Source organism: Roseibium salinum (assembly GCF_026240905.1).
GTDB lineage: Bacteria > Pseudomonadota > Alphaproteobacteria > Rhizobiales > Stappiaceae > Roseibium > Roseibium salinum.
On the sequence record NZ_JAPEVI010000003.1, the window covers coordinates 3032506 to 3056969 of the forward strand.

The following is a 24464-nucleotide window of genomic DNA, read 5'->3' on the forward strand; positions in this document are numbered from 1 at the left end:
TTATTGAGCAAATCCGAAGGCGCGCGGCAGAAGCATTGCTGCGCCTTCCCAGAAGGCGAACACGAACAGGACGCCCACTTCCGCAATCAGGAACGGCGCCAGCTTCACCGCAATCCGTTCCAGCTTCTCGCCCGTCACCGATGAGAGAACGAACAGGCACGCGCCGACGGGCGGCGTCATCAGCGAGATGTTGAGAGCCAGGACGAAGACGATCCCGGCATGGATCGGCTCCAGCCCCACCTGCGCAGTGAGCGGCACGAGGACCGGCGCGAGGATGATCAGGATGGCGGTGATGTCCATGACCATGCCGACCACGAGCAGAAGGCAGATGATGATCGCGATCACCACGGCGCGGCTGTCGGCGAGCCCGAGAATGGTTTCGGCGAGCAATTGCGGCACGCGCTCGAAGCTCATCCACCAGCCGAGGATGCCGGCAAAGGCAATAATCACGAAGATCACGCCGGTGATCCGGGCCGTGCGCACGAGCATCCGATAGAGCGCGGAAAGTGTCAGCGTCCGGTAGACGAAGGCGCCGATGAAAAGCGCATAGGCAACCGCGATCGAGGCCGCTTCCGTCGGCGTGACAATGCCCCCGAGAATGCCGCCCAGGATGATGACCGGCATCAGGAGCGCCGTGATCGAGGAAAGGAAGACCTGCCGGATCTCCTTCAGGTTGGCGCGGCGCACCGCCTTGGGCAGGTCGTTTCTGGCCGCTCCGAACGCAATCACCGCCATGCACACGGCACAGATGACCAGGCCCGGCAGGATGCCCGCCGCAAAGAGCCCGCCGATGGACACGCCCATCAGGGATCCGTAGACCACCATCAGGCCGGAGGGCGGGATGGTCGGGCCGATGATCGACCCGGCGGCGGTGACCGCGCAGGCATAGTCGCGCCGGTAGCCTTCCTTGACCATGGCCGGCACCAGCGTGCGCCCGAAGGCGGCCGCATCGGCCGTCGCAGAGCCGGTGAGGCCGGCAAAGAACACCGAGGCCAGCATGTTGGTATGCGCCAGGCCGCCCCGCAAATGGCCGACAAGAACCTGGGCGAGTTTCACCAGACGGTCGGTGATGCCGGTGTGGTTCATGATCTCGCCGGCCAGGATGAAAAACGGCATCGCTAGGAACGGGAATATGTTGAGGCCGTTGAAAATGCGGCTCGGCCCGACGGCGAGGAACTGCGCCCCGCCCATGTCGATCAGACCGACGACGCCGGCCGCGCCGATCGCAAAGCCGATCGGCATGCCGAGAAGGATAAGCCCGATGAAGACGGCCGCGACGATCATACCGAAGCCTCCGCGAAGGGCGGCAGGTCCAGATGCGTGCCGCTGTCCCGGATCATCACCAGAACCGTCTGCACGCAGGCCAGTGCAGAGGCAGCGGGAATGGCGGCATGGAAGGGCTGCAGGCTGACGCCGAAGATCATCGCCTGGCGGGTGGCGCCGCTTTCGGCAAAACCGAGCCCGTACCAGAAGACATACAGGAACAGCGCCAGCGTGCAGAGATCGATAACGACCAGCACGGCCCGGCGCAGCGGCGCGGGAATGCGCATGATGGCGGCGGTCAGGCCGATGTGGTCCCGCCGGGCGATGCCGGAGGACACCGCGAGCATCGCCGCCCAGATCATCAGGTAGCGGGCGAGGATTTCCGGCCACGGCAACTGCCAGTGAAAGAAATAGCGGTCGACGACGCCCAGCCAGACATCCAGCACCAGCAGCGCCATCAGGATGGCTATGATCGCCTCGACGCCGAAATTCAGCGCCGCGCTGGCTTTTGCAGCCCGTTCCCGCATTTGCTCCCCCGTCCCAATATGTACCTTAATTACATTTTTTGACGGGATATGCGGTTTCGTCAAGCCAATTTTGTCTTTTAGTTACATTCTTGCGACCGAATGGGCTGGATTTGCGTCTGGATTGATGGTTTTCTGTAATCCAATTACAAGACGGCGGTGATCCGGGGAGAACCATGTGCAGGCCAAGATAAAGACCCCTTCCGGCGAGGGCGCGAGCGGCCACGCCGCCATCGACCTGATCTCGGCCCTTCGGGAACACACAGGACGGTTTCCCTCCCGCGAACAGAAGGTCGCCGACTATGTTCAGCAGCACCTGTCGGAGATTTCGGACATGACGATCGCGCAACTGGCGAGGGCCTGCGACGTGAGCACGCCGACCGTGGTCCGCTTCTGCCGGACGCTGGGATGTGACGGGTTCCGGGAGTTCAAGCTGCGCCTTGCTCAGAACCTTGCCGTCAGCCTGCAATACATCTCCGCACCGGCGGCCAGCGACCAGGTGACCAGCGACACGGCCATCGACCGGGTTCTCGGCGCGCTCTATGCGAGCGCCAACGTGATGCGCAGCCAGGTGGACCCGCAAGCCATAGATCAGGCCGTGAAAGTAATTTCCGGCAGCCGTCAGCTTCTGGCCGCAGGCATCGGCGGCGGCTCCTCCATGGTCGCCCAGGAGGCCGCCAACCGGTTTTTCCGCCTCGGCATCCCCTCGCTCGCGCTCAATGACAGCTATCTCCTGCAGATGAGGGCGGCGACGCTCGGGCCCGAGGACGTGCTCTTCTGCATTTCGGCCAGCGGCGAGGCCGATGAAGTGGTCAGTGCGGCCGAAATCGCCGGAGGCTACGGCGCCACGACGATTGCCGTAGCCCCGAAGGCCTCCCGTCTGGCGCAGATCTCGAAAATCGCCATCATGGTCGATCTGCCGGAGGACCCGGACATCTACAAGCCGACCGCGTCCCGCTATGCCCATCTCGTCATCGTGGACGCGATCGCCATGACGGTCGCCCAGGCAAGGGCGGCAAAGACCAATGAAAATCTTCGCCGCATCCGGGCCTCGCTCACCGCCTTTCACGGCAGAACCGGTCCCCAGCCACTCGGTGACTGAGTTATCACGAAGTTGTGATCGCAACCGGGAGACGCCCCCCGCGGGCGGGCGCACCGTGGCGCGCCACGCGGCCCGACCGCAGAAACGCCATTTTTTTCAATGAGATTAACATAGACGTTTGCAATTTCGGGCAGACCTCCTATCAAGTCTGTGGTTCAATCACTTTTTTCAGGAGCCCCGCTTCCATGTCCGTGGATATTGACGCTTTGGTTGATCGCAGACGCCTTCGGCGCAAGGTTACCTTCTGGCGGGTCGCGACATTCGTGGTGCTTGCCGCCACCCTGATCGGCGGCTTCGTCTACCTGTCCAATGCCGGCGGTCTGTCCAAACGCTCAGCCCACATCGCCAGGATCCCGATCGAAGGGGTTATCTTCGAGGATCGCAAAACGCTGAAGATGATCGAAAGAGATCGCCGAGTCCGATGCGGTCAAGGGCGTGGTGGTTTCGATCAACTCCCCGGGCGGCAGCACGACCGGGGGCGAAGCCCTTTACGGGGCGCTGCGGGAACTGTCGGAAAAGAAGCCGGTCGTCGCGGAAATCCGCACGCTCGGCACGTCCGCAGGCTATATGGTCGCGCTCGCATCCGACCATATCGTTGCCCGGTACAACACGATTACCGGCTCGATCGGCGTCCTGTTTCAATTCGGCAATGTGCAGAAGCTCCTGGAAACGGTCGGCGTCGAAATGAACGCCGTCAAGAGCGCCCCCCTGAAAGCCGAACCCGATTTCTATTCCGAAACGACTCCTGAAGTCCGGGCCATGCTGGAGACGCTGGTGAACGATTCCTACGAATGGTTTGTCAGCCTCGTCGTCGAGCGCCGGGCGCTCGAGCCCGCCAGGGCGCGCGAGCTCTCGGACGGCCGCATTCTCATCGGCCAACGGGCGCTTGACGCGAAGCTGGTCGACGCGATCGGCGGAGAGGACGAGGCGATTGCCTGGCTGGAAAGCGAGAAGGGCGTTGCGAAGGACCTGCCTGTCGTGACGTGGCGCATTTCGGAGGGCCTTGACGAGCTTCCGTTCTCCTCGCGCATCTCGCGAGAGTTCGGAAAAGGGATCGGATTGGCTATCCTAGATCCTATTGATGAGGCTAAGGGGCTGATTCCACGAGGTCTTACGCTTGACGGGCTCGTGTCTGTTTGGCAGGCTTCCGACGCGGCAGCCAATAATCAGTAAGCGAGGGGGCTCTTCATGATCAAATCTGAGCTTGTTCAGCATATCGCCGAACAAAATCCGCATCTTTACCAGCGGGACGTTGAGAACATCGTCAACGCCATTCTGGATGAAGTCACCCAGGCTCTCATGCGCGGAGATCGTGTCGAGCTGCGCGGGTTCGGAGCGTTCTCGGTCAAGAACCGCCCCGCCCGTATCGGCCGCAATCCACGAACCGGCCAGAAGGTGGAAGTGGACGAGAAGTTCGTTCCCTTCTTCAAGACCGGCAAGGAAATGCGGATGCGGCTGAACGATGGTGTGGACCACGGCGACGACTGATCGCAGCCGTCTTGCACTCGCCCCGGGGCCCCGTCTAAACTCGAATTCTGACCCAGGGAGACTGCAGTGACCCGTTTCATCAGGAATCTGATCTTGCTCGCAATCGCGGTGGTTCTTGTTCCACTGTCGGTGGCCAACCGCCATGGGGTCTCGCTGTCTCTCAATCCGTTCGACCCTCAGGATCCCCGCCTGACCATTACCGACATTCCCTTGTTCTGGGTGATCTTTGCCAGCCTTGGCATCGGCATTATCGTCGGCGGGCTCGGCGCCTGGGCCAAGCAGGGCCGCTGGCGCAAGGAAGCGCGCGTCAAACGCCGCGAAGCCGCGAAGTGGCACAAGGAGGCCGACCAGCTGCGGGATATGACGAGCGCGGATTCCGGCGTGAAGGGCCTGACGGGACCGGGCAACCGCTCCGCCGCGTGACCTGCTGATCGATGCGCATCATATCCAGCGATGAGATCGACGCCTGTCTCCAGGACAGGGACGTGCTTGAAACGTTGCGCAAGGCGTTCCGGTCCAACACCGTCACGCTGCGTCTTACGGATCTTGAAATCGGCAGGCCGGATCAGCTCTCCGGTCTGCTTTCCTTTCAGCCGGCCTGGACGGATTTCGCCGCCCAGAGAGACGTGACACGCGGCTATATCGGCTGTGCGATCAGCCTCGACCTTCCCGGTCAGCCCGGCCCGTCCTCAAGTCTCTATCTCCTGTTTTCCGGTTCGGCCGGCCAGCCGATCGCCCTTCTGGACGGCATGCGCCTCAATGTCTGGCGGTCCGCGGGGGTGCATGCCCTTGCCGCGAACTATCTCTCGCGCGAGGACACCGCCCGGCTCCTGGTGATCGGCGACGATCCCCGCCTGCCCCGGCTCGTTTCTGCCTATACCGCCGTGCGCAAGCTGACGTCCATATTGCTCGCCGGAACCTCGGCGGAAACGCAGAAACGGATCGCCGGCCTGCCGTCGCTGAAAAACGTTCATGTCGGCACGACGGCGGCAATCCACGAGGCCCAGGAAGGGGCCGACATCATCTGCATTGCAGGCCCTGAAAGCGGCAGCGGGACCTATCATGCGCTGACCTATCTGGATCCGCCGGCCGGCTGTCATATTGACGTTCTGGACCCTGCGGCGACGCTGCCGACCGATCTTCTGGAGGAAGCGCGGCTGTTTTCAACCGATCTGTCCGTTCCCCCCAGGGCGGAGCTGGAGTGGGCCGCCGACCTGAAGGACCTTGCTCAGGGGAACAGGGCCGGCCGGCGCTACTACGGGCAGCGGACATTGTTTCTGCCCGCCGCCCAGTCGGCACTCGCCGACTATGCCCTCGCGGCACACGTTTTTTTGAGAACGTAGACTCTGGAATTCTGCGTAAGGAAACCTACATAGCTGCTCAGCAGTGGACAACTTAGAGGCGATTCCACGCAAGCCATGCGCGTGATGACGTCCTGTGAGCCACCTGCAGGTATGCAAAGGAACAGGATATGCTGACGACCCTTGCCTATTCGGCAAGCCTCCCGGCGATCGCGCTCGGACTGATCGTGTATGTTTCAGTCGCGTGCGGGCTCGTCTACTAGATCTGAGCTCCCAGGGGTTCTTACTCAATTCGGACGCGATCCGGTAACGCGCCAAGCTATGTTTCTTGCGCGTTCTCGGCGAAGGAAAGCCGGTTCACACGAACCGGCTTTTTTGTGCGGCCTGAAACCTGTGGCGTTTCGATCCCGCGTCTTGCCTATTGGCCCGATGCATCGGTCATTTCCACCGGTGTCATCCATCCCTGAACGGCGCCGCCGGCATCCTTCAGAATTGCAATCCGGCCGATGCCCGGCACGTCGAAGGGCTCGCGCACGATCTCGCCGCCATGGGCCCTTGCCAGTTTCAGGCGCTTGTCCACATCGTCAACGGCGATATAGGACATCCAGTGTTCAGGCACGCCTTCAAATTCGGGTCCGGTCATCGGAAACAATCCACCGACCGGCTTGTCGCCGAGGTTTGCGAGGACGTAGGTGCCGGTCTCCATCGGCATCTCCGTGAAGGTCCAGCCCAGGGACTGGCCGTAGAAGGTTCTGGCTTTCTCCACGTCCCGGGTCATCAGTTCATTCCAATGGAATATTCCGTGTTCGACCATGCCTGGCCCTCCTTGTCCTTAGCGCACCCTAGCACCCCCGGCCGGCAAAACCATGACAATGCGCTACCGCCTGCCCTTGGCGCGGTAGCCGGGCAGGGACCAGCCGCGCAGGATCGCGCCGCCCCGCAGGAGAAGCGCCAAGGCGGCCGCAAGCGCGGCCGACACGGTTTGCGGAGCTCCCAGCTGCATCAGCACCACAAAACTGCCGGCCCCGGCGAAGGCGGCGCTGACGTATATCTCCGGCTTGACGATGGAAGGCGGTTCGCGGGCGATCGTATCCCTCAGGATACCGCCGAAGGTCGCCGTCGAGACGCCCATGAGAACCGCGACGAGCACCGTATCGCCTACCGTCAAGGCCTTTGCGGCGCCCATCACGGAATAGGCCGAAATCCCGATCGCGTCGGCCCAACGCAGCGGCTTGCTGAACTGCTCGATCCGATAGGCGAAGAACCACAGGAAGATGCTGACGATCAGGCAGACCAGCAGATAGGCCTCGTTTTCCACCCAGAAGACCGGCACGCCGAGCAGCAGGTCCCGCAAGGTTCCCCCGCCGATCCCCGTCAGGGTCGCGAAAAAGAGAAAGGCGATGAAGTCCAGCTGCTTGCGGGAGGCGATAATGCCGCCGGTAACGGCAAAGACCGCAACCCCCAGATAATCCAGCATCTGAAGCAGCATTGTTTCTCCTGGGCGTCTTGCGGGCGGGAGCCCGAAAGCTATCCGACGCCGGTGCCTGCCGCAAGGAAATGGCATCAAGCGGGGGATCAGCATGAGGGGCACGACTCTCTCCGGCTTGTCCTCAACTCTTTTCAGCGAATTGACCCCAAGCTCCTCCTCTCGGCGGTCATCCCCGGCTCGATCGGGGATCCATTGGCTTGTCTGGTTTTGCAAGAAGACTGGCATGGTTCACAGGATGTGCAGCACCCCCCTGCTTTCAAAGTCAGTTTCTCTGGAAATGATTGGATCCCCGATCAAGTCGGGGAAGACTCCAGGAGGTGACGCATTGCCGGTAGCCACTGGCCCCGGACCGCAGAGCCGGGAGCTTGCCCCATGGGACAAGGCTCCGCCACACAGCAAAAAGCCGCCCCGGCCTGGCCGGAACGGCTTTTCAAAAGGGTCAGCGGATTAACGGTCAGGCGCTCTTGTCGACCGTCTGTCCGGCTTCGGACTGAGGCTGAGCGGCTTCTTTCGGCCCGCCCTTGGAGACGCCGACCATGGCGGGGCGCAGGACGCGGTCACCGATGACGTAACCGGCCTGGACCACCTGGACGACCGTGTTGTTCGGCACTTCCGTGTTCGGGACCTCAAACATGGCCTGGTGGAAATTCGGATCGAATTTCTGGCCTTCCGGATTCAGCTTCCGCACGCCGTTCTTTTCAAGCTGATTGAGCAGGTCCCGCTCGATCATCTCGACGCCTTCGATCAAGGCGGCGACACCGGCATCGGCATTTCTACGGTCCTCTTCCGGCAGCGCTTCCAGCGCGCGGTGCAGGTTGTCGGAGACGGTCAGGACGTCACGCGCGAAGCCGGAGACGGCATACTGGCGCGCGTCCTTGACTTCCTTTTCGGTGCGGCGGCGGAGATTTTCCATCTCGGCCATCGCCCGCAGGGCGCGATCCCGCAACTCGGCATTTTCGGCTCTCAAAACTTCGATCGGATCGTCTCCAGAGTCTTCGGCAGCGTCAGACTGCGCAGCCGCAGCTTCGGTTTCCGGGCTTACTTCTGCCGGCTGTTCTTCCGTGGTTTTGTTTTCGTCGCTCATGAATGTTCCGTTCGGCTCAGACTGTTTGCGGATGCTTATAAGACTGGTCAGGCCGTTTTTCAAAGAGGATCGGCGGGCAAGCCAAAGCCTGTCCGCCGGATGCGCTCATATGGCCAGCGGCGGGACAGCCGCAAGAAAGCTGCGATTACAGGGCGCTCTTGATCCAGTCGGACAATTTGCCTTTCGGTGCGGCGCCAACCTGGGTTGCCATCGGCTCACCATTCTTGAACAAGATGAGCATCGGGATGGACCGGACGCCGTATTTCATGGCCATGTCCTGGTTCTCGTCGATGTTGAGCTTGGTGATCTTCACCTGGCCGTTCAGCTCTTCTGAGATTTCTTCCAGCGCCGGGGCGATCATCTTACAGGGACCGCACCATTCCGCCCAGAAGTCGACAACGACCGGGCTGTCGGAATTCAGGACTTCGGTTTCGAACGAAGCATCGGTGACTTGTGTGGTAGCCATAGCAAGATCTCGTGGTTCTGTGGATCACGCCTACCCGATGTAAGCGTATCGGTTGGCACGAACGTAGGTAGCCATCGGCCCGCCGTCAAGTTGCTGTGCCGTCAGGTCGCAGGCCGGCGAAGGTTTCATTGAGGATCGGGGCGGGGATCTCCATCAGGTCGGGCGCCGCCGTCCAGAGCAGACAGGCGGAAATCTCCCTGTCCGGATAAATCCGCTTCAGCATTTCCCGGTAGACACAAAGCTGTGCACGATATTCCAGCGGAACGTCGGCAACGGTTCGGGGCGGGTTGAGATTGGTCTTGTAGTCGACGATCAAGACCCGGTTTTCCTCGACCAGCAAGCGGTCGATCTGTCCGGAAATCTCGATCTCGGCGCCGCCATGGGATCGAATCGTGCCGACCAGCGGCACTTCCGCCCGGGCGTGCGCGGAAAACAGCGGCTTGAACGTCTCGTTTCCGAGAATGTCGCCGACTTCGGCCAGCAGCGGCTCGCGGAAGCGTTCGAATTCCGGTTTCAGCGCCTGACGCAGATAGTTTCCCGCCGCGGCAAGGCGATCCTCTTCCGGAATGTCAGGCAGCAGCTCCAGCAGGCGGTGTATAAGCCGGCCGCGTTCCAGAGGCCAGGATGCGGGCTCCTTGCGGGCCCGGAGGCGGGACAGCGCCGGGACCGGTTCCACCCCTTCCTTTTCCTCCATCGCCTCGAAGGCCCGCGAGGGCTGCAGGCGTTTTTCCTCGGCAAAGGCCTGACGGGCTCCATGATCCATGACGGCAGCGGCGCCTCGTCCGTCTCCGGTGCTGCCGCCTTGCCGGTGGTACCGCTCATCGCCTGCCCGGGGCTCTGCCGCCAGCGCCAGGCGACGACCTCGCCGTTCGCGCCGGTGAGTTCCCGGGCTTCCGGCTTCAGGGCGCGTTCGACCATCGAATACCAGCAATTCTCGTGAGCGCCGCGCTTCGGCTCCCAGCCGCAGACGATCAGCCGGTCCTCGGCCCGGGTGAGCGCCACGTAAAGCAGGCGGCGGTATTCCTCCTCCTGGGCCTCGCGCAGGGCCTCGACGGCGTCGTCGTGCCAGGGCATGCGGTTGGCCTTTGACGGCAGCCAGACAAGGGCGGGCGGCAGAAGATCGTTGTCCAGGCGCCTGCGCGGCAGGAAACACGGGTCGTGGATCGCGCTGACCGGCGGTGCCCCCGGATCGACCAGAATGACGATCCGGGCTTCGAGGCCCTTGGAGCCATGCACGGTCATGATCCTGACCATGCCCTTGGTGTTGGTGAGTTCGCGCTTGATTTCCGTCGGGGCGGCCGCCATCCAGGCGAGAAAGCCTTCCAGGCCCGGCGTACCCGCCTGCTCGTGGGCGATCGTCAGCGCCAGGAACTCGTCGAGGACGTCGTCGACCTCCACGCCGAGCCGGGCCCGGAAAGCCTGGCGGCCGCCGTCGGCACCGAGCAGCCGGGCATAGAACTCGTACGGCGGAACGAAATCGGCACGGCCGCGCCAGTCTTCCAGTTTCGCCCGGACGGCCCGCCACTTGCCGGAGCCGTCGGAACGCTTGACCAGCATCTGCCAGAGCGTACCGGGCCGGCCCTTTTCAGGCGTTTCGCGCGCGATTTCCAGAAGATCGTCATCGGTAAGGTCAAAGAGCGGGCTCTTGAGCACGCATGCCAGCGACAGATCGTCTTCCGGCAACAGCAGAAAGTGCCCGAGCGCCGCCAGATCCTGGACGGCGATGTGGTCGGTGAGCACAAGCCGGTCGCTGCCGGCGGCCGGAATATCGAACTGCTTGAGTTCCCGGTTGAGCGCTTCGACGAAGGGACCGCGCTTGCGCACGAGAACCATCACATCGCCCGGCTCCGCCGTTCCCTCGCGCATCCAGCCGGCGATTTCCGCAGCGATGCGCCTTGCGAGTTTCAGCATCGGACTGCCGGAGCCGACGTGGTCGACGGGCAAGCGCCAGTCGTCCGGCTCCTCGATGTCCGCCTCCGCTTCCAGGGGCCAGAGATCGACGATCCCCGGATCCTTGCGGAGCGCCTCATGGACGGGTGGCGTCACTTCCTGGGAGAGGCCCTTGTGCGCGCTCGCGTCGTGAAACACCTTGTCGACCGCGCCCAGAACATCCGGCGTCGAACGGAAGGACAGCTGCAGGTTGACCGAATGGAACTCCTGCTCTGCCGCGCCCGCCTGCGTCGAGAACGCCCGGCGCATCGCATCGAAATAGGCGGGAACCGCTCCCTGAAAGGAATAGATCGACTGCTTCTCGTCGCCCACGGCGAACAGCGTGCGGGTCCTCTCGTGGGATCCGGCGCCGACGAAGAACTCCGAGGCCAGGGCCTGGACCACTTCCCACTGGCGCGGACTGGTGTCCTGGGCCTCGTCGACGAGAATGTGATCCAGCCCCTGATCGAGCTTGTATTGCACCCACTGGGCGGCATCGGATTTCTGCAGGAGCGTGGCGGTCTTGACCACAAGGTCCTCGAAATCGAGGAAGCCCCTGGCCGTCTTTGCCTGCTCGTAGTGGCGGATGACCGCCTCGGCGAGCCGCAGAAGGGACACGGAGCCCTCAAAGGTCGCGACCTTGCAGCGTTCTTCCAGCAGCGCCAGCAAGCGCGCCTGTTCGCCCGTGAGCGCGTCGACCATCTGCGGGAACATCTCCGCCAGTTTTTTGGTCGCCAGCGATTTGCGCGGTTCCAGCTTCGAGGTGAGAAAAATCTGCTGCCAGGCCTCCCGGAAGGCCGCCGGGTCCTGCAGGGCATGCGCCGCGAGCAGGTCCTGCGCCCGGGCCTGATCGGTCTTGGTGCCCGTGTTCAGCGCTTCCGCATAGCTGAGGCAGGTGTTCCGGTCGAAGGGGCATTCCGCCTTGAAGCGGGCATCGAAGTCCGCGAGCCGGGCAGAAGGGTCCACCTCCAGCAGTCCGGCCAGTTCGGCAAGGGCGGTTTCCAGGTCGCCTGCATCGACGGTCCAGCGGCGGAAGGCATCGCGGTTCTGGATGAGTTCGTCGAGCGCCTTCTGGGCTCCGCCGTCGCTCATCAGGTCGATCACGGAGGCAAGAGCCTTCCCGAAGGCGCTCGCCGGTTCCGTCTCGGCCCTGTGCAGGACGCCGGCACGGGCCTCGGCCATCAGCTCGGCGGCGACGCGGTCGTCCAGCACCGAAAAATGTCCCGCCACGTTGGCTTCCAGCGGAAACTGGTGCAGCAGCGCCTCGCAGAAGCCGTGGATGGTCTGGATCTTCAGCCCGCCCGGCGTCTCCAGCGCGCGGGCAAAGAGGCGCCGGGCCATGGCCAGGCGCGCGGCGTTCGGCCTGCGGCCCTCGATATCCTCAAGCTCCTGCGCCAGCGCCGTGTCTTCCATGGTCACCCAGGTGCCGAGGATCTTGAAGACGCGGGTCGCCATTTCGGCGGCGGCAGCCTTGGTGAAGGTCAGCGCCAGGACGCGCGACGGGTCGGTTCCGTCGAGCAGCAGCCGCACGACGCGGCGGGAGAGCACGAAGGTCTTGCCGGAGCCCGCATTGGCGCTCACCCAGGCGGAGGCGCGCGGGCGGGAGGCGAGGTCCTGGCGTTCCCGGGTCAGCTGCGGGATCTGAAAACCGCTCATGCCGGCTCCTCGCTGCCAAGGCTCCATTCCTGGGTGCGGGCCAGATGATCGTAGTCGCCACCCATCTGCCGCTCGCGCATCACCCGGGCGCGGGAGAGATAACCGGTCTCCTCCTTGCCGTAATGGGCGATCAGTTGCTCCAGCCGTGTCCAGGCATCTTCAACCAGATCCTCCAGCTGCGTTTCCTTCGGGTTGCGCATTGCTTCCAGCACCGCGTCCGTGCCGCCTTTGAGCTGCAGGTAGAGCAGCTCGGAAATCCCGGCATCCGCCGGCACGTCCCTGAAGCCGAAGCGCCTGATCATCGCCGCTTCCAGCGGCAGCTGCGGTGACAGCAAGGCTTCCACCTGCTTGTGCGAGGGCACCTGCCCGGTCTTGTAGTCGATGACGGACAGGCCGCCGTCGACCAGAAGATCGATCCGGTCGGCACGGCCGCGCAGGCGGAAGTCGAAACCTGGCAGTTTCAGGTCAACCCCGCCGCCGATCTCCAGAAAGCGCTGCCGGACACGTTTCGCGCGCGCCGCCTCATAGGCCACAAAGCCCGCGGCAATCCTTTGAAAGCGCGGCCACCAGAGCGCCCGGATGGCCGGGAAGGCGTCCAGTGGTTCGAAAAGCTCCTCGCCGATCTCCGTCAACGCCGCGACGGCGCTGTCGTCGAACGGGCCGGACCAGACGGTCAGGAACCTGGCGAGCGCGTCGTGAACGAGGTTGCCCTTGTCCGCCGCGCCCGGTTCGCCGCCGATCGGATCGACCGGCTGCAATTCCAGGACATGGCGGGCGAAGATCGCGTAAGGATCGCGGATGAGGCGCTCGATTTCGGTGATCGACAGGGATTTCGGCCGTGCCGCGAGCGCCGGCCTGGGATTGGGACGGGCAGCCGGCCGCACCGGGTGGTCCGACCGGTCCAGACGCGCCGCGAGCCCGGTATAGGCCTTGCCCCGTTCTTCCATCGCGCCGGTGATCGCCGGACCCGCAAGCGTGGTGAGCCGCTGCAGCCAGCGCGAGGCGACGGTGGGCGCGCCGTCGGCGCGGGCCGAGCGGGTCAGAAGCACGCGCCTTGCGCCCATGCCCTGGACGAAATCATGTGCCGACGCGCCGAGGCGGCGCTCCGGCGGCTCCAGCCCGATACCGCGCTTCATCGGCCGGTTGAGCCAGGGATCGTTGCGCGTGCGCTGCGGCCAGACGCCTTCGTTCAGCCCGCCCAGGATGACGAAGTCGAAGGACTGCAGCCGCGCTTCCATGGGACCGAGGATCTGCACCCTCTTGTCACCCGGCAGGCGGCGGCGGACCGCCTGGGCCGACATGAGAGCCGGGAGAACCGAAGGCCATTCGCCGGGCGGGATTTCCAGCCCGCTCGCTTCGGCCTCCAGGAGACCGGTCAGGAACTGCGCCAGCGCATCGCCGGCTTCGCCGGCAAAGAGTTCGTCGACGGAGCCGGCCTCATCGACGGCAACCGCCTGCAGCACATCGGCATGGCGTCTTGCTAGTTCAGTGACGGAGACGGGCTCGAAGGTGGCCGACAGTTCCTCGAGCGGCGCCAGTGCGCGGCCAAGGCGCTCGACGAGATTCGCGATGACGTCCCAGTCGCCGTCGTGGATCTTCTTCCAGCGCGGGGTGTGGGCCTTGCCGGCATCGTCCCGGCTGGCTGTCACGGCCGCCCGCAGGCCCTCGGTGCCGGGCCGCGCACGCGGGCCGCGCAACACACCGCGCTCCAGCGCCCGCGCCGCGGAGCGAATATCCTTGACCGGCAGGCCCAGCCGGGTGAGCGGGTGTTTCAGGAGCGCCAGCAGGTCGATCGGCTCGCAGCCGCCAAGGGCCAGTTTCGCGGCCAGCAGGGCAAGGATCGCGGGCGCGGTCTGGTCCAGCGGCCGGCCGGCACTGTCGTCGACCTGGATGTTCCAGCGCGCCAGTTCGGCCGCCACCCGGCGCGTCAGCATGCGGTCCGGCGATATCAGCGCGGAGGTTTCTCCCCGCTCGATCGTTTCGCGCAGGGCAATCGCAACGCCCAGGGCCTCGTCCGCCTCGTTGCGCGCGGTCATGATCGAAACGTTGTTCAGAGCTTCGGCTCGCTGCTCCTGGGATCGCGCGGCGAGATATTGGGTCCAGCCGTCCGACGTGTCGGCGGGCCTCAGGGCTTCGGACACCAGTTCCTCGCGCAAGGCGCGTTCAGGTTCCGGCGCAGGTCCGAGCGCCCGCACATCCGTCCGCCTGACACCAAGCCGGTCCAGAAGCTGCTTGAGCGAATACTGGGGATGGGACGGCAGCGTCGCCTCACCGCGCGGCTGGAACAGCGGCCCGGCCGTGTGCGCGCCGCGCTGGCCGAGCGCCGCCCAGGAACGGTCGTCCAGGTGGTGGTCGAGGCCCGGCAGCACGATGACGCCCTGCTCCAGTCCCGCAACGACCTTCAGAAGTTCCGCCGTTGCCGGCACGGATCCGGTCACCCCGGCGACGATAACCGGGCCAGTCTCCCGGGCTTGCGCGAGGCGCTGTGCTTCCCGGCGGATCAGGGCGGATCGCCGCGCCTTCGGATCCATCTGGCGAAGCTCGGCCAGATGCGCGGGCCAGGCCTCCTGCACGATCTTCAGGAAGTCGAGCGTGATCTGCCAGTAGCGGGCATGGTCTTCCGGAACGAGGCCGGCAAGTTCGGACCAGTCGGCTTCTTCGGTCTGGACCTCGTCCATCAGGGTGAGCAGGTCGCCCGCAAGCCAGGCGGCATCGGCCGTCGACGCGGGCACGCCGAGGGGCTCGTCCGAGCGCAGGCTCAGCGCCTCGCGCCGCAACATGCCCTTCCAGGCCTTCACCAGACGGGTCATGGCCAGATGGCGTTCAAGCAGCGGCATGGCGGGCGGCAGCGCTTCCATGTCGGCTTCGCTGGTCAGGCCCTGAGCATCCTCGTCCGCGTCGCCGACGGGCCGAATGGCGGGCAGCAGCACCGGCGTGCCGCCGAACTTCTGCTGGAAGAGCTCCGGCAGCAGGCGCGCCGCCCGGCGGGTCGGCAGATAGAGCGTGGCGGCGGCGAGTTGCAGCGGATCGTCCAGGGGACGGAACCCGGGTATCAGCGTGCCGTCCACCAACGTGTCGACGAGCGTCTTCAGAAACGGAACGGACGGGGAAACGGAATAGAGGCGCGTTCGCTCATCCATCCTCAGGCAGCACTCTCACGCACGGCATATTCCGCCGCGCTGATGGCATCCGGCGTTCCGATATGGAGCCAGAGACCTTCCATCTGGACACCGAAAAGCCGGCCGGCCTCGATCGCCTTGTCAAACAGGATATTCATGGAGAACGGCCCGTCCGGCGCGTCTTCGAACAGGCGCGGATGCAGGATCGCGGCTCCGGCATAGGCGAAGGGCGTGACGCCCTTCTCCGGCCTGCGCGTCAGGGAGCCATCCCTGGCGAGGACAAAATCGCCGCGCCCGGAATAACCGACGGACTTGACGGTTTCGGCCACCAGCAGCAGCGCATCCATGCGGGTTTCGTCCCAGGCCTCGATCATGTGTTCCAGGTTCGGCTTCACGCCCTCGATCCAGTAGCACGTATCGGCATTCAGCTGAAAGAACGGCTCGTCCCCCAGGAGCGGCAGCGCCTTCTTGATGCCGCCGCCGGTTTCCAGGAGCTGAGCGCGCTCGTCGGAGATGACGATCTCCATGTCCTTGCGGCGGCCAACGTGCACTTCCACCAGGTCGGCCAGGTAATGCACGTTGACAATGCAGGTTTTCACGCCCGCCGCGGCGAGCCGGTCCATGCCGTGATCGATCAGCGCCTGGCCGTTGACCTCGATCAGCGGCTTGGGCGTCGTCGCGGTTAGCGGGCGCATGCGCTTGCCGAGGCCTGCGGCCAGGATCATGGCTTTGGTGGGGCGAAACCGCGTGTTTGTCATACTGTTTCTCAAATGATGGCTACGGCCCTGAAGGTCCGACGGAACTCAGGGCAGAAAGCGTGCGTACCAGTCTTTCAAATCCGGCACGGAAGGTCTGTCAAGCACCCGTTCGAGATAGCCTGCCAGACGCGGCAGATGGGCAAGGTAAGCCGGCTTACCATCGCGCTTGGCCAGCCGCACGAAGATCCCGAGGATCTTCGAAATCCGCTGCGCGGCCATGACGGCATAGGCCTTTGAAAACTCTGCCCGATCGAAGTTCGATGCCTGACTTTCCCTTGCAGAAACGTAAGCACCCAGAAGCTCCATTTCCAGATCTTCGCTCATGTCCGTGCGGGCGTCCAGTGTCAGGGATGCGACATCGTAGGCGACGGGTCCGAAAACCGTATCCTGGAAATCGATCAGGCCGATACGGTCCGTCCCGCGCGCCCCTTCCTGCCACAGCAGGTTGGGCGAATGAAAATCACGCAGCACCCAACCCCGTTGAGCGCCCGAAATGGCGTCCAGTACTTGCCGCCAGAGCGCTTCGAAGCCCGCGCGCGCGTCCTCGTCCAATGCCCGGCCGCTGACGTGAGGCACGTACCACTCCACAAACAGCGAGGCTTCCGCAATCAGGGCTTCGGTGGAATAGTCGGGAACCTCATAGCTTCCGCCGCTGTCCAGCAAGACGGTTTTGGGCCAGGTCTGCCCGTGCATTGCTGCCAGAACACCGATCGCGGCATGGTAGCGTTCGGGGACGGGCTTGCCGTCCCTGACGATCGTCTCGCTGCCGAGATCGGTGGCAAGGATCAGGCCCTTCTCCAGATCGGAGGCGAGGATTTCCGGAGCCCCGAAGCCGCGCTTGCGCAGCTCGGTTCCGATGGCAACCACCGACCGGCAGTCGCGGGCGAGATGCACCTTGTCCATATAGGCGCGGACCGCCTGCGGCACCGCGTCGTCGTGAAACGGCCAGCGCATCAGCACGGCAGACCTGCCGCCGGAAATCACGGTCTCGAATGTGCGCAGGGAAGCATCGCCCGCCAGAAAGCGGCGTTCGGCGTCCCGGAAGTCGGTCTTTTGCAGGAAGGCCCGGATTTCGAACGACTGCGCAACCCGCCCCTGCCAGCCAGGGGCGTCGGAGTGGAAGCTGAAGATACGCTCCCCGGTTTCCTCCGACCGCTGCGTGATCTGGATCCACAGCGCCGTTTCCGGCAGCAGGTCTTGCGCCTTTTCCGGCCACTCGATCAGCGCCGCCCCGGTTTCCAAAAGGTCGTCCAGGCCCAGTTCCTCGAGCTCTTCAGGCTCTTCCAGACGGTAGAGGTCGAAATGGGAGAGGTCGAAGCGGCTAAACGCATAAGTCTGGACAAGGGTGAAGGTCGGGCTTGGGACTTCGAGCTCGGGGTCGCCGGCAAAGGTGCGCAGGAGCGCTCTTGCGAAGGTCGACTTGCCGGCGCCGAGGTCGCCGGACAGGCAGACGGTGTCGCCTGCTCTCAGCACCACCGCCAGCTCGTTGGCGAGCCGACGCGTTCCGGCTTCGTCCGGAATGTCCAGGGTCAGGAACGGCGACGGCAAATGCCTCAGGTCATGGTCTGCCATCAGCCGGCATCCTATTCGGCCGCGGCCTGATCCGCCAGTTCGGGCCGTGCCGGGAAAACGCAGGTAACCGTGGTGCCATTGCCTTCGGCGGACTGGATGTCGACCGTGCCGCCATGCAGTTCGACGAAGCTCTTGACGATGGCAAGGCCAAGGCCCGCGCCCTGGCGCCGGGAGCCGGTGTCGTGGCCGACAAAGCGGTTGAAGACCTGGGTCAGGATTTCAGCCGGGATGCCGTGGCCGTGATCCTTCACGACGAAGGTCACGCTATCGTCCTCGCGGCTGCAGCTCACATCGACGACACCATCGGCCTCGGAATAGCGGACCGCGTTGGAAATCAGGTTGAACAGAACCTGGCGCAGACGCTTTTCGTCCGCGACGATCATGCCGATATTCTCCGGCACGTGGGTGCGCAGGTTGATCCGGGCTTCGGCGATCCGGTCCTTCAGGCCCTCGACGGCAGCGGAAACCGTGGTTGCGACATCGACCTCGCCGATATCCAGTTCCATGATGCCCGCATCGAGGGTCGCAAGGTCCAGAATGTCGTTGATGATGGCCAGAAGAGCCGAGGAGGACGACTGGATGTATTCGGCGTATTCGCCCTGCTTTTCGGAAAGCTCGCCGAATTTCGGGTCGGACAGAAGCTGGGCGAAGCCGATGATGTTGGTCAGCGGTGAGCGCAGCTCGTAGGAGACGTGCTGAATGAAGGCGTTCTTGATCAGGTCGGCCTGCTGAAGCGCCTCGTTCTTCTCAAGCAGGGCGCGCTCGACATTCACGCTGTCGGTCACATCCACGAAGGTGACCAGCGTGCCGCCGTCCGGCAGCGGCACGGTGGCATAGTCCAGCACGTCGCCATTGTGGCGCTCCAGGCGGCTGATCTTTTGCGTGCGGTTGTCGACAAGGCCGGTCACGCTGCCCGCAAGCTGTTCCCAGGCCTGCTTCTCGACCTCGCTCAGGGTACAGGCGGAGACCACTTCCTTCACGTGCGGCAGTTCGGAGAGGCGGTCTTCCTCCAGGCTCCAGATGCGCCCGAATGCCGGGTTCCAGAGCCGCAGGCGGCCATCGGAACCGAACACGGCAACAGCCTCGGAAAGATTGTCGAGGGTTTCGCCCTGGACCCGGGTGAGCGCGTTGTAGCGGCTTTCCAGATCGAGCTGCTCGGTGACGTTCTCGTAGATATAGGTGACGCCGCCCTGGGGATGCGGGTTGGCGATGACGCGCAAGGTGCGGCCATCGGGCAGGTGCCACCAGTTTTCCTTCGCCTCCAGGGACTGGTAGTTCTCCAGCATCTTGTTGCGCCAGACTCGATAGTCGGCCTGCTCGGGCAGCTTGCGCGCGGCGCGCAGGGCATCGAGCACGGCGCCGTCTTCGGGGCGGCCTTCCAGGAAGGCCGGGTCGAGATCCCAAAGCTGGCGGAAGGCGGCATTGTAGAACTGCAGCTTGCGGTCGCTGCTGAAGATGGCGACGGCGGCGGCGAGCTGGTCGAGCGTGCGGCCGTGGAACTCCTCCGCGCGGTTCATTTCCTTCTGGGCCCGTTCCAGTTCGCTGATATCCACGGCGATGCCGGCTCCGCCGACATTCGCGTTGACGTCCGTCACTTCGAAAACCCGGCGCTCGCCGGAGGCGACGATCGGGATGCGGGCGGTGAAACAGCCGTCTTCCGTGCGTTGCACCGCCATGGCGGTGCGTGCGGCAGCGTCCAGGAAGGTCGCACCGTCCTTGACCGCGCTTGCGGCGTCCGGCATGTCGACCGCTTCGGCATAGGCCGCATTCGCCCAGATGAGATTGCCTTCCGCATCCCGCTGCCAGGCCGGCGCGGGCATGGCGTTCAGCAGTGCGTGCAGCATGTGGAGTTCGCCGGAGATCCTGGCGTTGCGCGCGGCAAGTTCCGCCTGCATCTGCCTCTCGCCGGTCAGGTCGCGCAGGCGCAGCACGACGGCACCGCCGGTGGTGCGGCCGAGCGCCTCGACATAGGTGCCGGTGCGGGTCTTCAATGTGGTGGTGAAGGCTTCGCCGGTGCGAAACAGCATGTCCAGGTGCCGTTCCAGATCCCCGGCGCCTTTTGCAGTCAGCCAGCTGCCGAATGCCAGGAGCTGTGCCGGCGGGCGCGGTACGCCCGACTTTTCCGGAAGGATGCCCCAGATCTGCGGCATGGCGCCGTTGCCGGTCCAAACGATCACGCGCTGCTCGTCGGTGTTGAGCATGGCTTCCAGGCGGTCGACCCGGAATTTCAGGTCGCTCTTTTCCTTTTCCAGGGAACCGGTGATCTGGGCGGCGAGTCTGCGATGGCGCACCAGAGCGATCGCGGCGGTGACGGAGAAAAGACACATGCCGCCAAGCGCGCCGAACAGGATCATGGTGCCGGGGTTGATGGCCGCCAGCGTGCCGGACACGATGCCGGCAGCAGCCGGACCGGAAGACAGTCCAAGGCCCGCCGCCGCAGCGCCGCCAAGCTTGACCTTACTCAGACTCCACTCTCGCCACGTCGCGCGTATCCGCGCGCCGTCCCTGCTGCCTTTCGGCATGTCATGATCCCCTTGTGCCGCGTCGTCCCGCTTTGCGCAGGCGCCGCTCCCAGATTTCGGGAGCAAATCAAAGACATCCGCCTCCTGGCCTTTGATTCGCTTAAACCATAACCTTTTTGAGAATCACGCAGAAGAGTCCGTTGCTGAAAAGTTAACAGGACCCTTCAAATTGAAGGGTCCTGCATTTTTTTGTTCACAGTACCGAATCGAGGCGATTACCACATATAGTGTGTCGCCTTCGAAGAATCAGTATTTGTAGTGTTCCGGCTTGAACGGACCGGTCTTGTTAATCCCCAGATATTGAGATTGTCCGTCCGTCAACTCGGTTAACGTAACTCCAAGTTTCTCCAGATGGAGACGTGCAACCTTCTCATCCAGGTGCTTCGGCAGCACGTAGACTTCGTTCTTGTACTGGTCGCCCTTGGAATAGAGTTCGATCTGCGCCAGCACCTGGTTGGTGAAGCTGGCGGACATGACGAAGCTCGGGTGACCGGTCGCGTTGCCGAGGTTCACGAGACGGCCCTGCGAGAGCAGGATCATGCGCTTGCCGTCCGGGAACTCGTAAAGGTCGACCTGGTCCTTGACCGGGCGGCACTTTGTGTTCTTCAGGGCAGCAACCTGGATCTCGTTATCGAAGTGGCCGATGTTGCAGACGATCGCCATGTCCTTCATGCCACGCATGTGGTCGAAGGTGATGATGTCCTTGTTGCCGGTCGCGGTGACATAGATGTCGCCTTCCGGCAGGGTCTGTTCGATGGTCTTGACCTCGAAACCGTCCATGGAAGCCTGCAGGGCGCAGATCGGGTCGATTTCGGTGACGATCACGCGGGCGCCGGCACCGGCCAGCGACTGGGCAGAGCCCTTGCCGACATCGCCGTAGCCGCACACGACGGCGACCTTGCCGGACATCATCACGTCCGTGCCGCGGCGGATGCCGTCGACGAGGGATTCACGGCAGCCGTAACGGTTGTCGAACTTGGACTTGGTGACGCTGTCGTTGACGTTGATCGCCGGGAACGGCAGCTGGCCCTTCTTCTGCATCTCGTAAAGACGCAGGACGCCGGTGGTGGTTTCTTCCGAAACACCCTGGATCAGATCGCGCTGCTTGGTGAACCAGCCCTTGCTGGATGCGATGCGCTTCTTGATCTGGGCAAAGAGGCATTCCTCTTCTTCCGACGTCGGGTTGGCGATGAGTTCGGTTTCACCGGCCTCGACCCGCGCGCCGAGCAGGATGTAGAGCGTGGCATCGCCGCCGTCATCCAGGATCATGTTCGCTCCCTCGGGGAAGTCGAAGATCTTGTCGGCGTAGTCCCAGTATTCTTCCAGGGTTTCACCCTTGGTGGCGAAAACCGGAATGCCGGCGGCGGCGATCGCCGCAGCGGCCTGGTCCTGCGTGGAGTAGATGTTGCAGGACGCCCAGCGGACTTCCGCACCCAGCGCAACCAGAGTCTCGATCAGAACCGCGGTCTGAATGGTCATGTGCAGCGACCCGGCGATCCGGGCACCTTTCAGCGGCTTTGCGTCGCCGAATTCCTCGCGGCAGGCCATCAGGCCCGGCATTTCGTGTTCAGCGATCTCGATCTCGGTGCGGCCCCAATCTGCGAGCCCTATGTCTTTGACAATGTAGTCGGTCATGAAAGTGTCCTGATTTTTTTAGCCCCGGCTCCAGTGCCGGGCCTCGAAGTCGCGGCCGCCGCTCTTTGAAGAGCCAATGCCTGTCAAGGCATGTGCGCGGCCGCCTGTAGATTTCCGGACGACATCCGAAAATCCTTGGGACGGGTTATAACGCCACCAGCGACATGGCGCAATAAAGATATAAAGAATTCTTTATATCAACGACGAAAGCAGCCGAAGCCCCGGAACCGACGGGCACGCGCTTGGTGTCCTCGAGACATGCGTCCCCTCACCCGGCGCTTGCCGGCCAGTCTCAACATGTGATTTAAGAGTACTTCAATTCTCGAAAACGAAGTCAGATCGCTCCACGGTACAAATCCTCGCGGGACGGCGGCATTCCGGAGGGGCCTTTGGTGCGGCGGGAGGTTACCGTCTGGAAGATCCCGATCGTGCCGCGATCAAAGCCGAGCGAGACGCCGCACAGATAGGCGAGCCACAGCCTGTATTTGCGCTCGCCGACTTCGGCAATGGCAGCTTCTTTCGCCGCCATGAGGTTTTCGGCCCAAAGGCGGGTGGTGCGGGCATAATGCTCCCGCCAGGCTTCGACATCGTGGACCTCGAAGCCGTGCGCTTCGAGATTGGTCAGGGTCCAGCCGATGTGATCCACTTCGCCGCCCGGGAAGATGTAGCGGACCAGCGTCTGATATTCAGCCTTCTTGCGGCGGAACTTCCTGAGGTCCTTTTTCCCCCTCCGCGTGATCGCGTGATGCAGGTAAAGCCCGCGCGGCTTGAGCAGACGGTGCACATGCCGGTAGTAGTCGTCGTGATTGTCGATGCCGACATGCTCGAACATGCCGATCGAGGAAATCTTGTCGAACTGGCCATCCAGCTCGCGGTAGTCCTTCAGCTCCACCTGCACCTTGCCTTCCAGGCCGCGCTCCCGGATCCGATCGCGGGCGAGCCTGGCCTGTTCTTCGGCGAGCGTCACGCCGACGGCCGTCACGCCGTAATGCTGCGCGGCGTAACAGATGAGCCCGCCCCAGCCGCAGCCGATGTCAAGCAGCCGGTCGCCGGGCTTCAGCCGCAGTTTGCGGCAGATCATCTCCAGCTTGTCGCGCTGCGCCGTTGCCAGGTCGTTGTCCCAGTCGCGGAAATAGCCGCAGGTGTAGAGCATTTCCGGATCGAGAAAGTGCCGGTAGAAGTCGTTGGAGACGTCATAGTGAAAGGCGATATCCGCCTTGGCACTGCCCGAAGCGGCATTGGGCGCCGCCGCGTCCGGCGCTTCACCGGCTGGCGCCAAGCCGCGGGGCGCGCGCAGCAGCTTCCAGGCGGAACCGAGCAGCAGGCGCTTGTTCAGTTTTCGCAGGAGTGCCTTGCCCTTCACCTTGGGTCGCTTGTCGGCGAAATCGAAAATCGTGCCGCCGCGCGGGTCGATGTCGCCTGCGGCATAAAGCTCGATGACGGTCCTGAGGCCCGGTGCACGCAGGAGCCGCGGCAGGGCGGCATCGGAGATGAACAGGCGCATTCCGTCCGGCGAAGCGGCGGAAGGGATCACCGTGCCGTCGGCAAGTTCAAAGGCGAATTCCGGCCCGAGCGCCTCATGAACGTGCTGAAGAAGCTGTCTGGTCGCCCCGGAAACGGCGTCGGCTGACATCTGCGCCATGGTCTCTCCTGCAATTCATAAACAATGCGGGCGGATTTCCGGCAGGGAGCTGAAGCATCATGACGTCATGGGGAATGACTGTTTGCAGCATTGGTCAAAACGGGGCAAGCCCCGTCAAGCTCAGTCCTTTTCACCGAATCCGGTTTCAACAAGTTCGGAAATCGCCGCCAGCGCCTCTTCGGCGTCTTCGCCACTGACACGAACCGTGATGCAGCAGCCGGGGCTGGCGGCAAGCATCATCAGCCCCATAATGGACGTGCCGCCGACGGTTTGTCCGTCCCTGGACACTTGAACATCGGCCCGAAAACGCTCGACCAGCTTGACCAGTTTTGCGGATGCCCGGGCATGGAGCCCGCGCCGGTTGACGATTGTCAGGTCTCTTTCGAGCAGATTGTCCGTTTTCATCTCTTCTTTTTAATTTTGCCCCGACAGCACCTGGCTTGCGACGGAGATATATTTCTGGCCGGCCTGACGCGCCTCGTCGACGGCGGTCGCCAGATCGCGGTCGTGGCGGACACTCGCCAGCTTGATCAGCATGGGCAGATTGACGCCGGCCACCACTTCCACCGACTTGCCGTCCATGACGGAAATCGCCAGGTTGGACGGCGTGCCGCCGAACATGTCGGTCAACAGCACCACTCCCTGGCCGGTATTGGCGGCCTCGACCGCGGCCAGAATATCCTGGCGCCGCTGCTCCATGTCGTCGTCCGGGCCAATGGAAATCGTTTCGACCTGTTCCTGAGGACCGACAACATGTTCCAGCGCCGCCTTGAATTCCTCGGCGAGGCGTCCGTGGGTGACAAGTACAAGTCCAATCATACGTCTACGGCCTGCTGATCGAGTGCAAGTAGCTCGCGGCCCCGTCGGAGCCTGGAAAGAGCCGGGCGTTTATCAGTCAGATGCACTCTCTTCAA

At 63.6% G+C, this 24464-nt stretch carries 21 protein-coding genes; 5 read left to right on the forward strand and 16 right to left on the reverse strand.

All coding sequences use genetic code 11. The annotated features are described in order from the left end of the window. Together ON753_RS18630 and ON753_RS18635 are read right to left on the reverse strand one after the other, a co-directional pair. The gene (locus ON753_RS18630) at positions 1-1284 is read right to left on the reverse strand and encodes a TRAP transporter large permease (RefSeq protein WP_265964296.1); all 1284 of its coding nucleotides are present in this window, start codon (positions 1282-1284) and stop codon (positions 1-3) included. Continuing rightward, entirely contained in the window at positions 1281-1790 is a 510-nt protein-coding gene (locus ON753_RS18635) for a TRAP transporter small permease (protein WP_265964298.1), read from the reverse strand. The genes ON753_RS18630 and ON753_RS18635 overlap by 4 nt, the downstream gene beginning before the upstream one ends. 175 nt (positions 1791-1965) lie before the next feature. On the opposite strand from ON753_RS18635, the gene ON753_RS18640 reads away from it, so the two are divergent. The 5 genes from ON753_RS18640 to ON753_RS18660 all read left to right on the forward strand — a co-directional run bounded on the left by ON753_RS18640 (position 1966) and on the right by ON753_RS18660 (position 5720). Beyond that, on the forward strand, positions 1966-2889 hold the full coding sequence (locus ON753_RS18640) for a MurR/RpiR family transcriptional regulator (protein WP_265964299.1): 924 nt from the start codon (positions 1966-1968) through the stop codon (positions 2887-2889). 435 nt (positions 2890-3324) lie between these two features. Further along, positions 3325-4062: a signal peptide peptidase SppA gene (sppA, locus tag ON753_RS18645; protein WP_265964300.1), complete on the forward strand. Its 738-nt coding sequence runs from the start codon at positions 3325-3327 to the stop codon at positions 4060-4062. A 15-nt stretch (positions 4063-4077) separates the two neighbouring features. Next, the gene (ihfB, locus tag ON753_RS18650; protein WP_265964302.1) at positions 4078-4377 is read left to right on the forward strand and encodes an integration host factor subunit beta; all 300 of its coding nucleotides are present in this window, start codon (positions 4078-4080) and stop codon (positions 4375-4377) included. 66 nt (positions 4378-4443) lie between these two features. Further along, complete coding sequence (locus ON753_RS18655; RefSeq protein ID WP_265964303.1) at positions 4444-4800, forward strand: lipopolysaccharide assembly protein LapA domain-containing protein; 357 nt, start codon at positions 4444-4446, stop codon at positions 4798-4800. An 11-nt stretch (positions 4801-4811) separates the two neighbouring features. Further along, on the forward strand, positions 4812-5720 hold the full coding sequence (locus tag ON753_RS18660) for an ornithine cyclodeaminase (protein WP_265964304.1): 909 nt from the start codon (positions 4812-4814) through the stop codon (positions 5718-5720). Between the two features lie 376 nt (positions 5721-6096). Here ON753_RS18660 and ON753_RS18665 read toward each other — a convergent pair whose 3' ends face one another. The 14 genes from ON753_RS18665 to ON753_RS18730 all read right to left on the reverse strand — a co-directional run bounded on the left by ON753_RS18665 (position 6097) and on the right by ON753_RS18730 (position 24369). Further along, positions 6097-6492: a VOC family protein gene (locus tag ON753_RS18665; RefSeq protein ID WP_265964306.1), complete on the reverse strand. Its 396-nt coding sequence runs from the start codon at positions 6490-6492 to the stop codon at positions 6097-6099. A 63-nt stretch (positions 6493-6555) separates the two neighbouring features. Further along, complete coding sequence (locus ON753_RS18670) at positions 6556-7167, reverse strand: trimeric intracellular cation channel family protein (protein WP_265964308.1); 612 nt, start codon at positions 7165-7167, stop codon at positions 6556-6558. A gap of 454 nt (positions 7168-7621) precedes the next feature. Next, complete coding sequence (gene grpE / locus ON753_RS18675) at positions 7622-8251, reverse strand: nucleotide exchange factor GrpE (RefSeq protein WP_265964310.1); 630 nt, start codon at positions 8249-8251, stop codon at positions 7622-7624. A gap of 145 nt (positions 8252-8396) precedes the next feature. Further along, the gene (trxA, locus tag ON753_RS18680) at positions 8397-8717 is read right to left on the reverse strand and encodes a thioredoxin (protein WP_265964312.1); all 321 of its coding nucleotides are present in this window, start codon (positions 8715-8717) and stop codon (positions 8397-8399) included. An 85-nt stretch (positions 8718-8802) separates the two neighbouring features. Then, positions 8803-9333: a PD-(D/E)XK nuclease family protein gene (locus ON753_RS18685; RefSeq protein ID WP_265967201.1), complete on the reverse strand. Its 531-nt coding sequence runs from the start codon at positions 9331-9333 to the stop codon at positions 8803-8805. After that, on the reverse strand, positions 9231-12302 hold the full coding sequence (gene addA / locus ON753_RS18690; RefSeq protein WP_265964314.1) for a double-strand break repair helicase AddA: 3072 nt from the start codon (positions 12300-12302) through the stop codon (positions 9231-9233). Before addA ends, ON753_RS18685 begins: the two co-directional genes overlap by 103 nt. Then, positions 12299-15442: a double-strand break repair protein AddB gene (gene addB, locus ON753_RS18695; RefSeq protein WP_265964316.1), complete on the reverse strand. Its 3144-nt coding sequence runs from the start codon at positions 15440-15442 to the stop codon at positions 12299-12301. Before addB ends, addA begins: the two co-directional genes overlap by 4 nt. Positions 15443-15444: 2 nt before the next feature. Continuing rightward, entirely contained in the window at positions 15445-16179 is a 735-nt protein-coding gene (locus ON753_RS18700) for a nucleotidyltransferase family protein (RefSeq protein ID WP_265964317.1), read from the reverse strand. Positions 16180-16224: 45 nt separating this feature from the next. Then, entirely contained in the window at positions 16225-17751 is a 1527-nt protein-coding gene (tsaE, locus tag ON753_RS18705) for a tRNA (adenosine(37)-N6)-threonylcarbamoyltransferase complex ATPase subunit type 1 TsaE (protein WP_265964318.1), read from the reverse strand. 11 nt (positions 17752-17762) lie between these two features. Further along, positions 17763-20273, reverse strand: coding sequence for a PAS domain-containing sensor histidine kinase (locus tag ON753_RS18710; protein ID WP_265964321.1), 2511 nt, complete (start codon positions 20271-20273; stop codon positions 17763-17765). A gap of 246 nt (positions 20274-20519) precedes the next feature. Continuing rightward, positions 20520-21908 (reverse strand): adenosylhomocysteinase, encoded by a 1389-nt coding sequence (ahcY, locus tag ON753_RS18715; protein ID WP_265964323.1) that lies wholly within the window; start codon positions 21906-21908, stop codon positions 20520-20522. Positions 21909-22242: 334 nt separating this feature from the next. Then, complete coding sequence (locus ON753_RS18720) at positions 22243-23550, reverse strand: SAM-dependent methyltransferase (RefSeq protein WP_265964325.1); 1308 nt, start codon at positions 23548-23550, stop codon at positions 22243-22245. 120 nt (positions 23551-23670) lie between these two features. After that, positions 23671-23955 (reverse strand): HPr family phosphocarrier protein, encoded by a 285-nt coding sequence (locus tag ON753_RS18725; protein WP_265964327.1) that lies wholly within the window; start codon positions 23953-23955, stop codon positions 23671-23673. A gap of 9 nt (positions 23956-23964) precedes the next feature. Next, positions 23965-24369, reverse strand: a complete 405-nt coding sequence (locus ON753_RS18730; protein WP_265964329.1) for a PTS sugar transporter subunit IIA — start codon at positions 24367-24369, stop codon at positions 23965-23967. Positions 24370-24464: the final 95 nt, after the last annotated feature.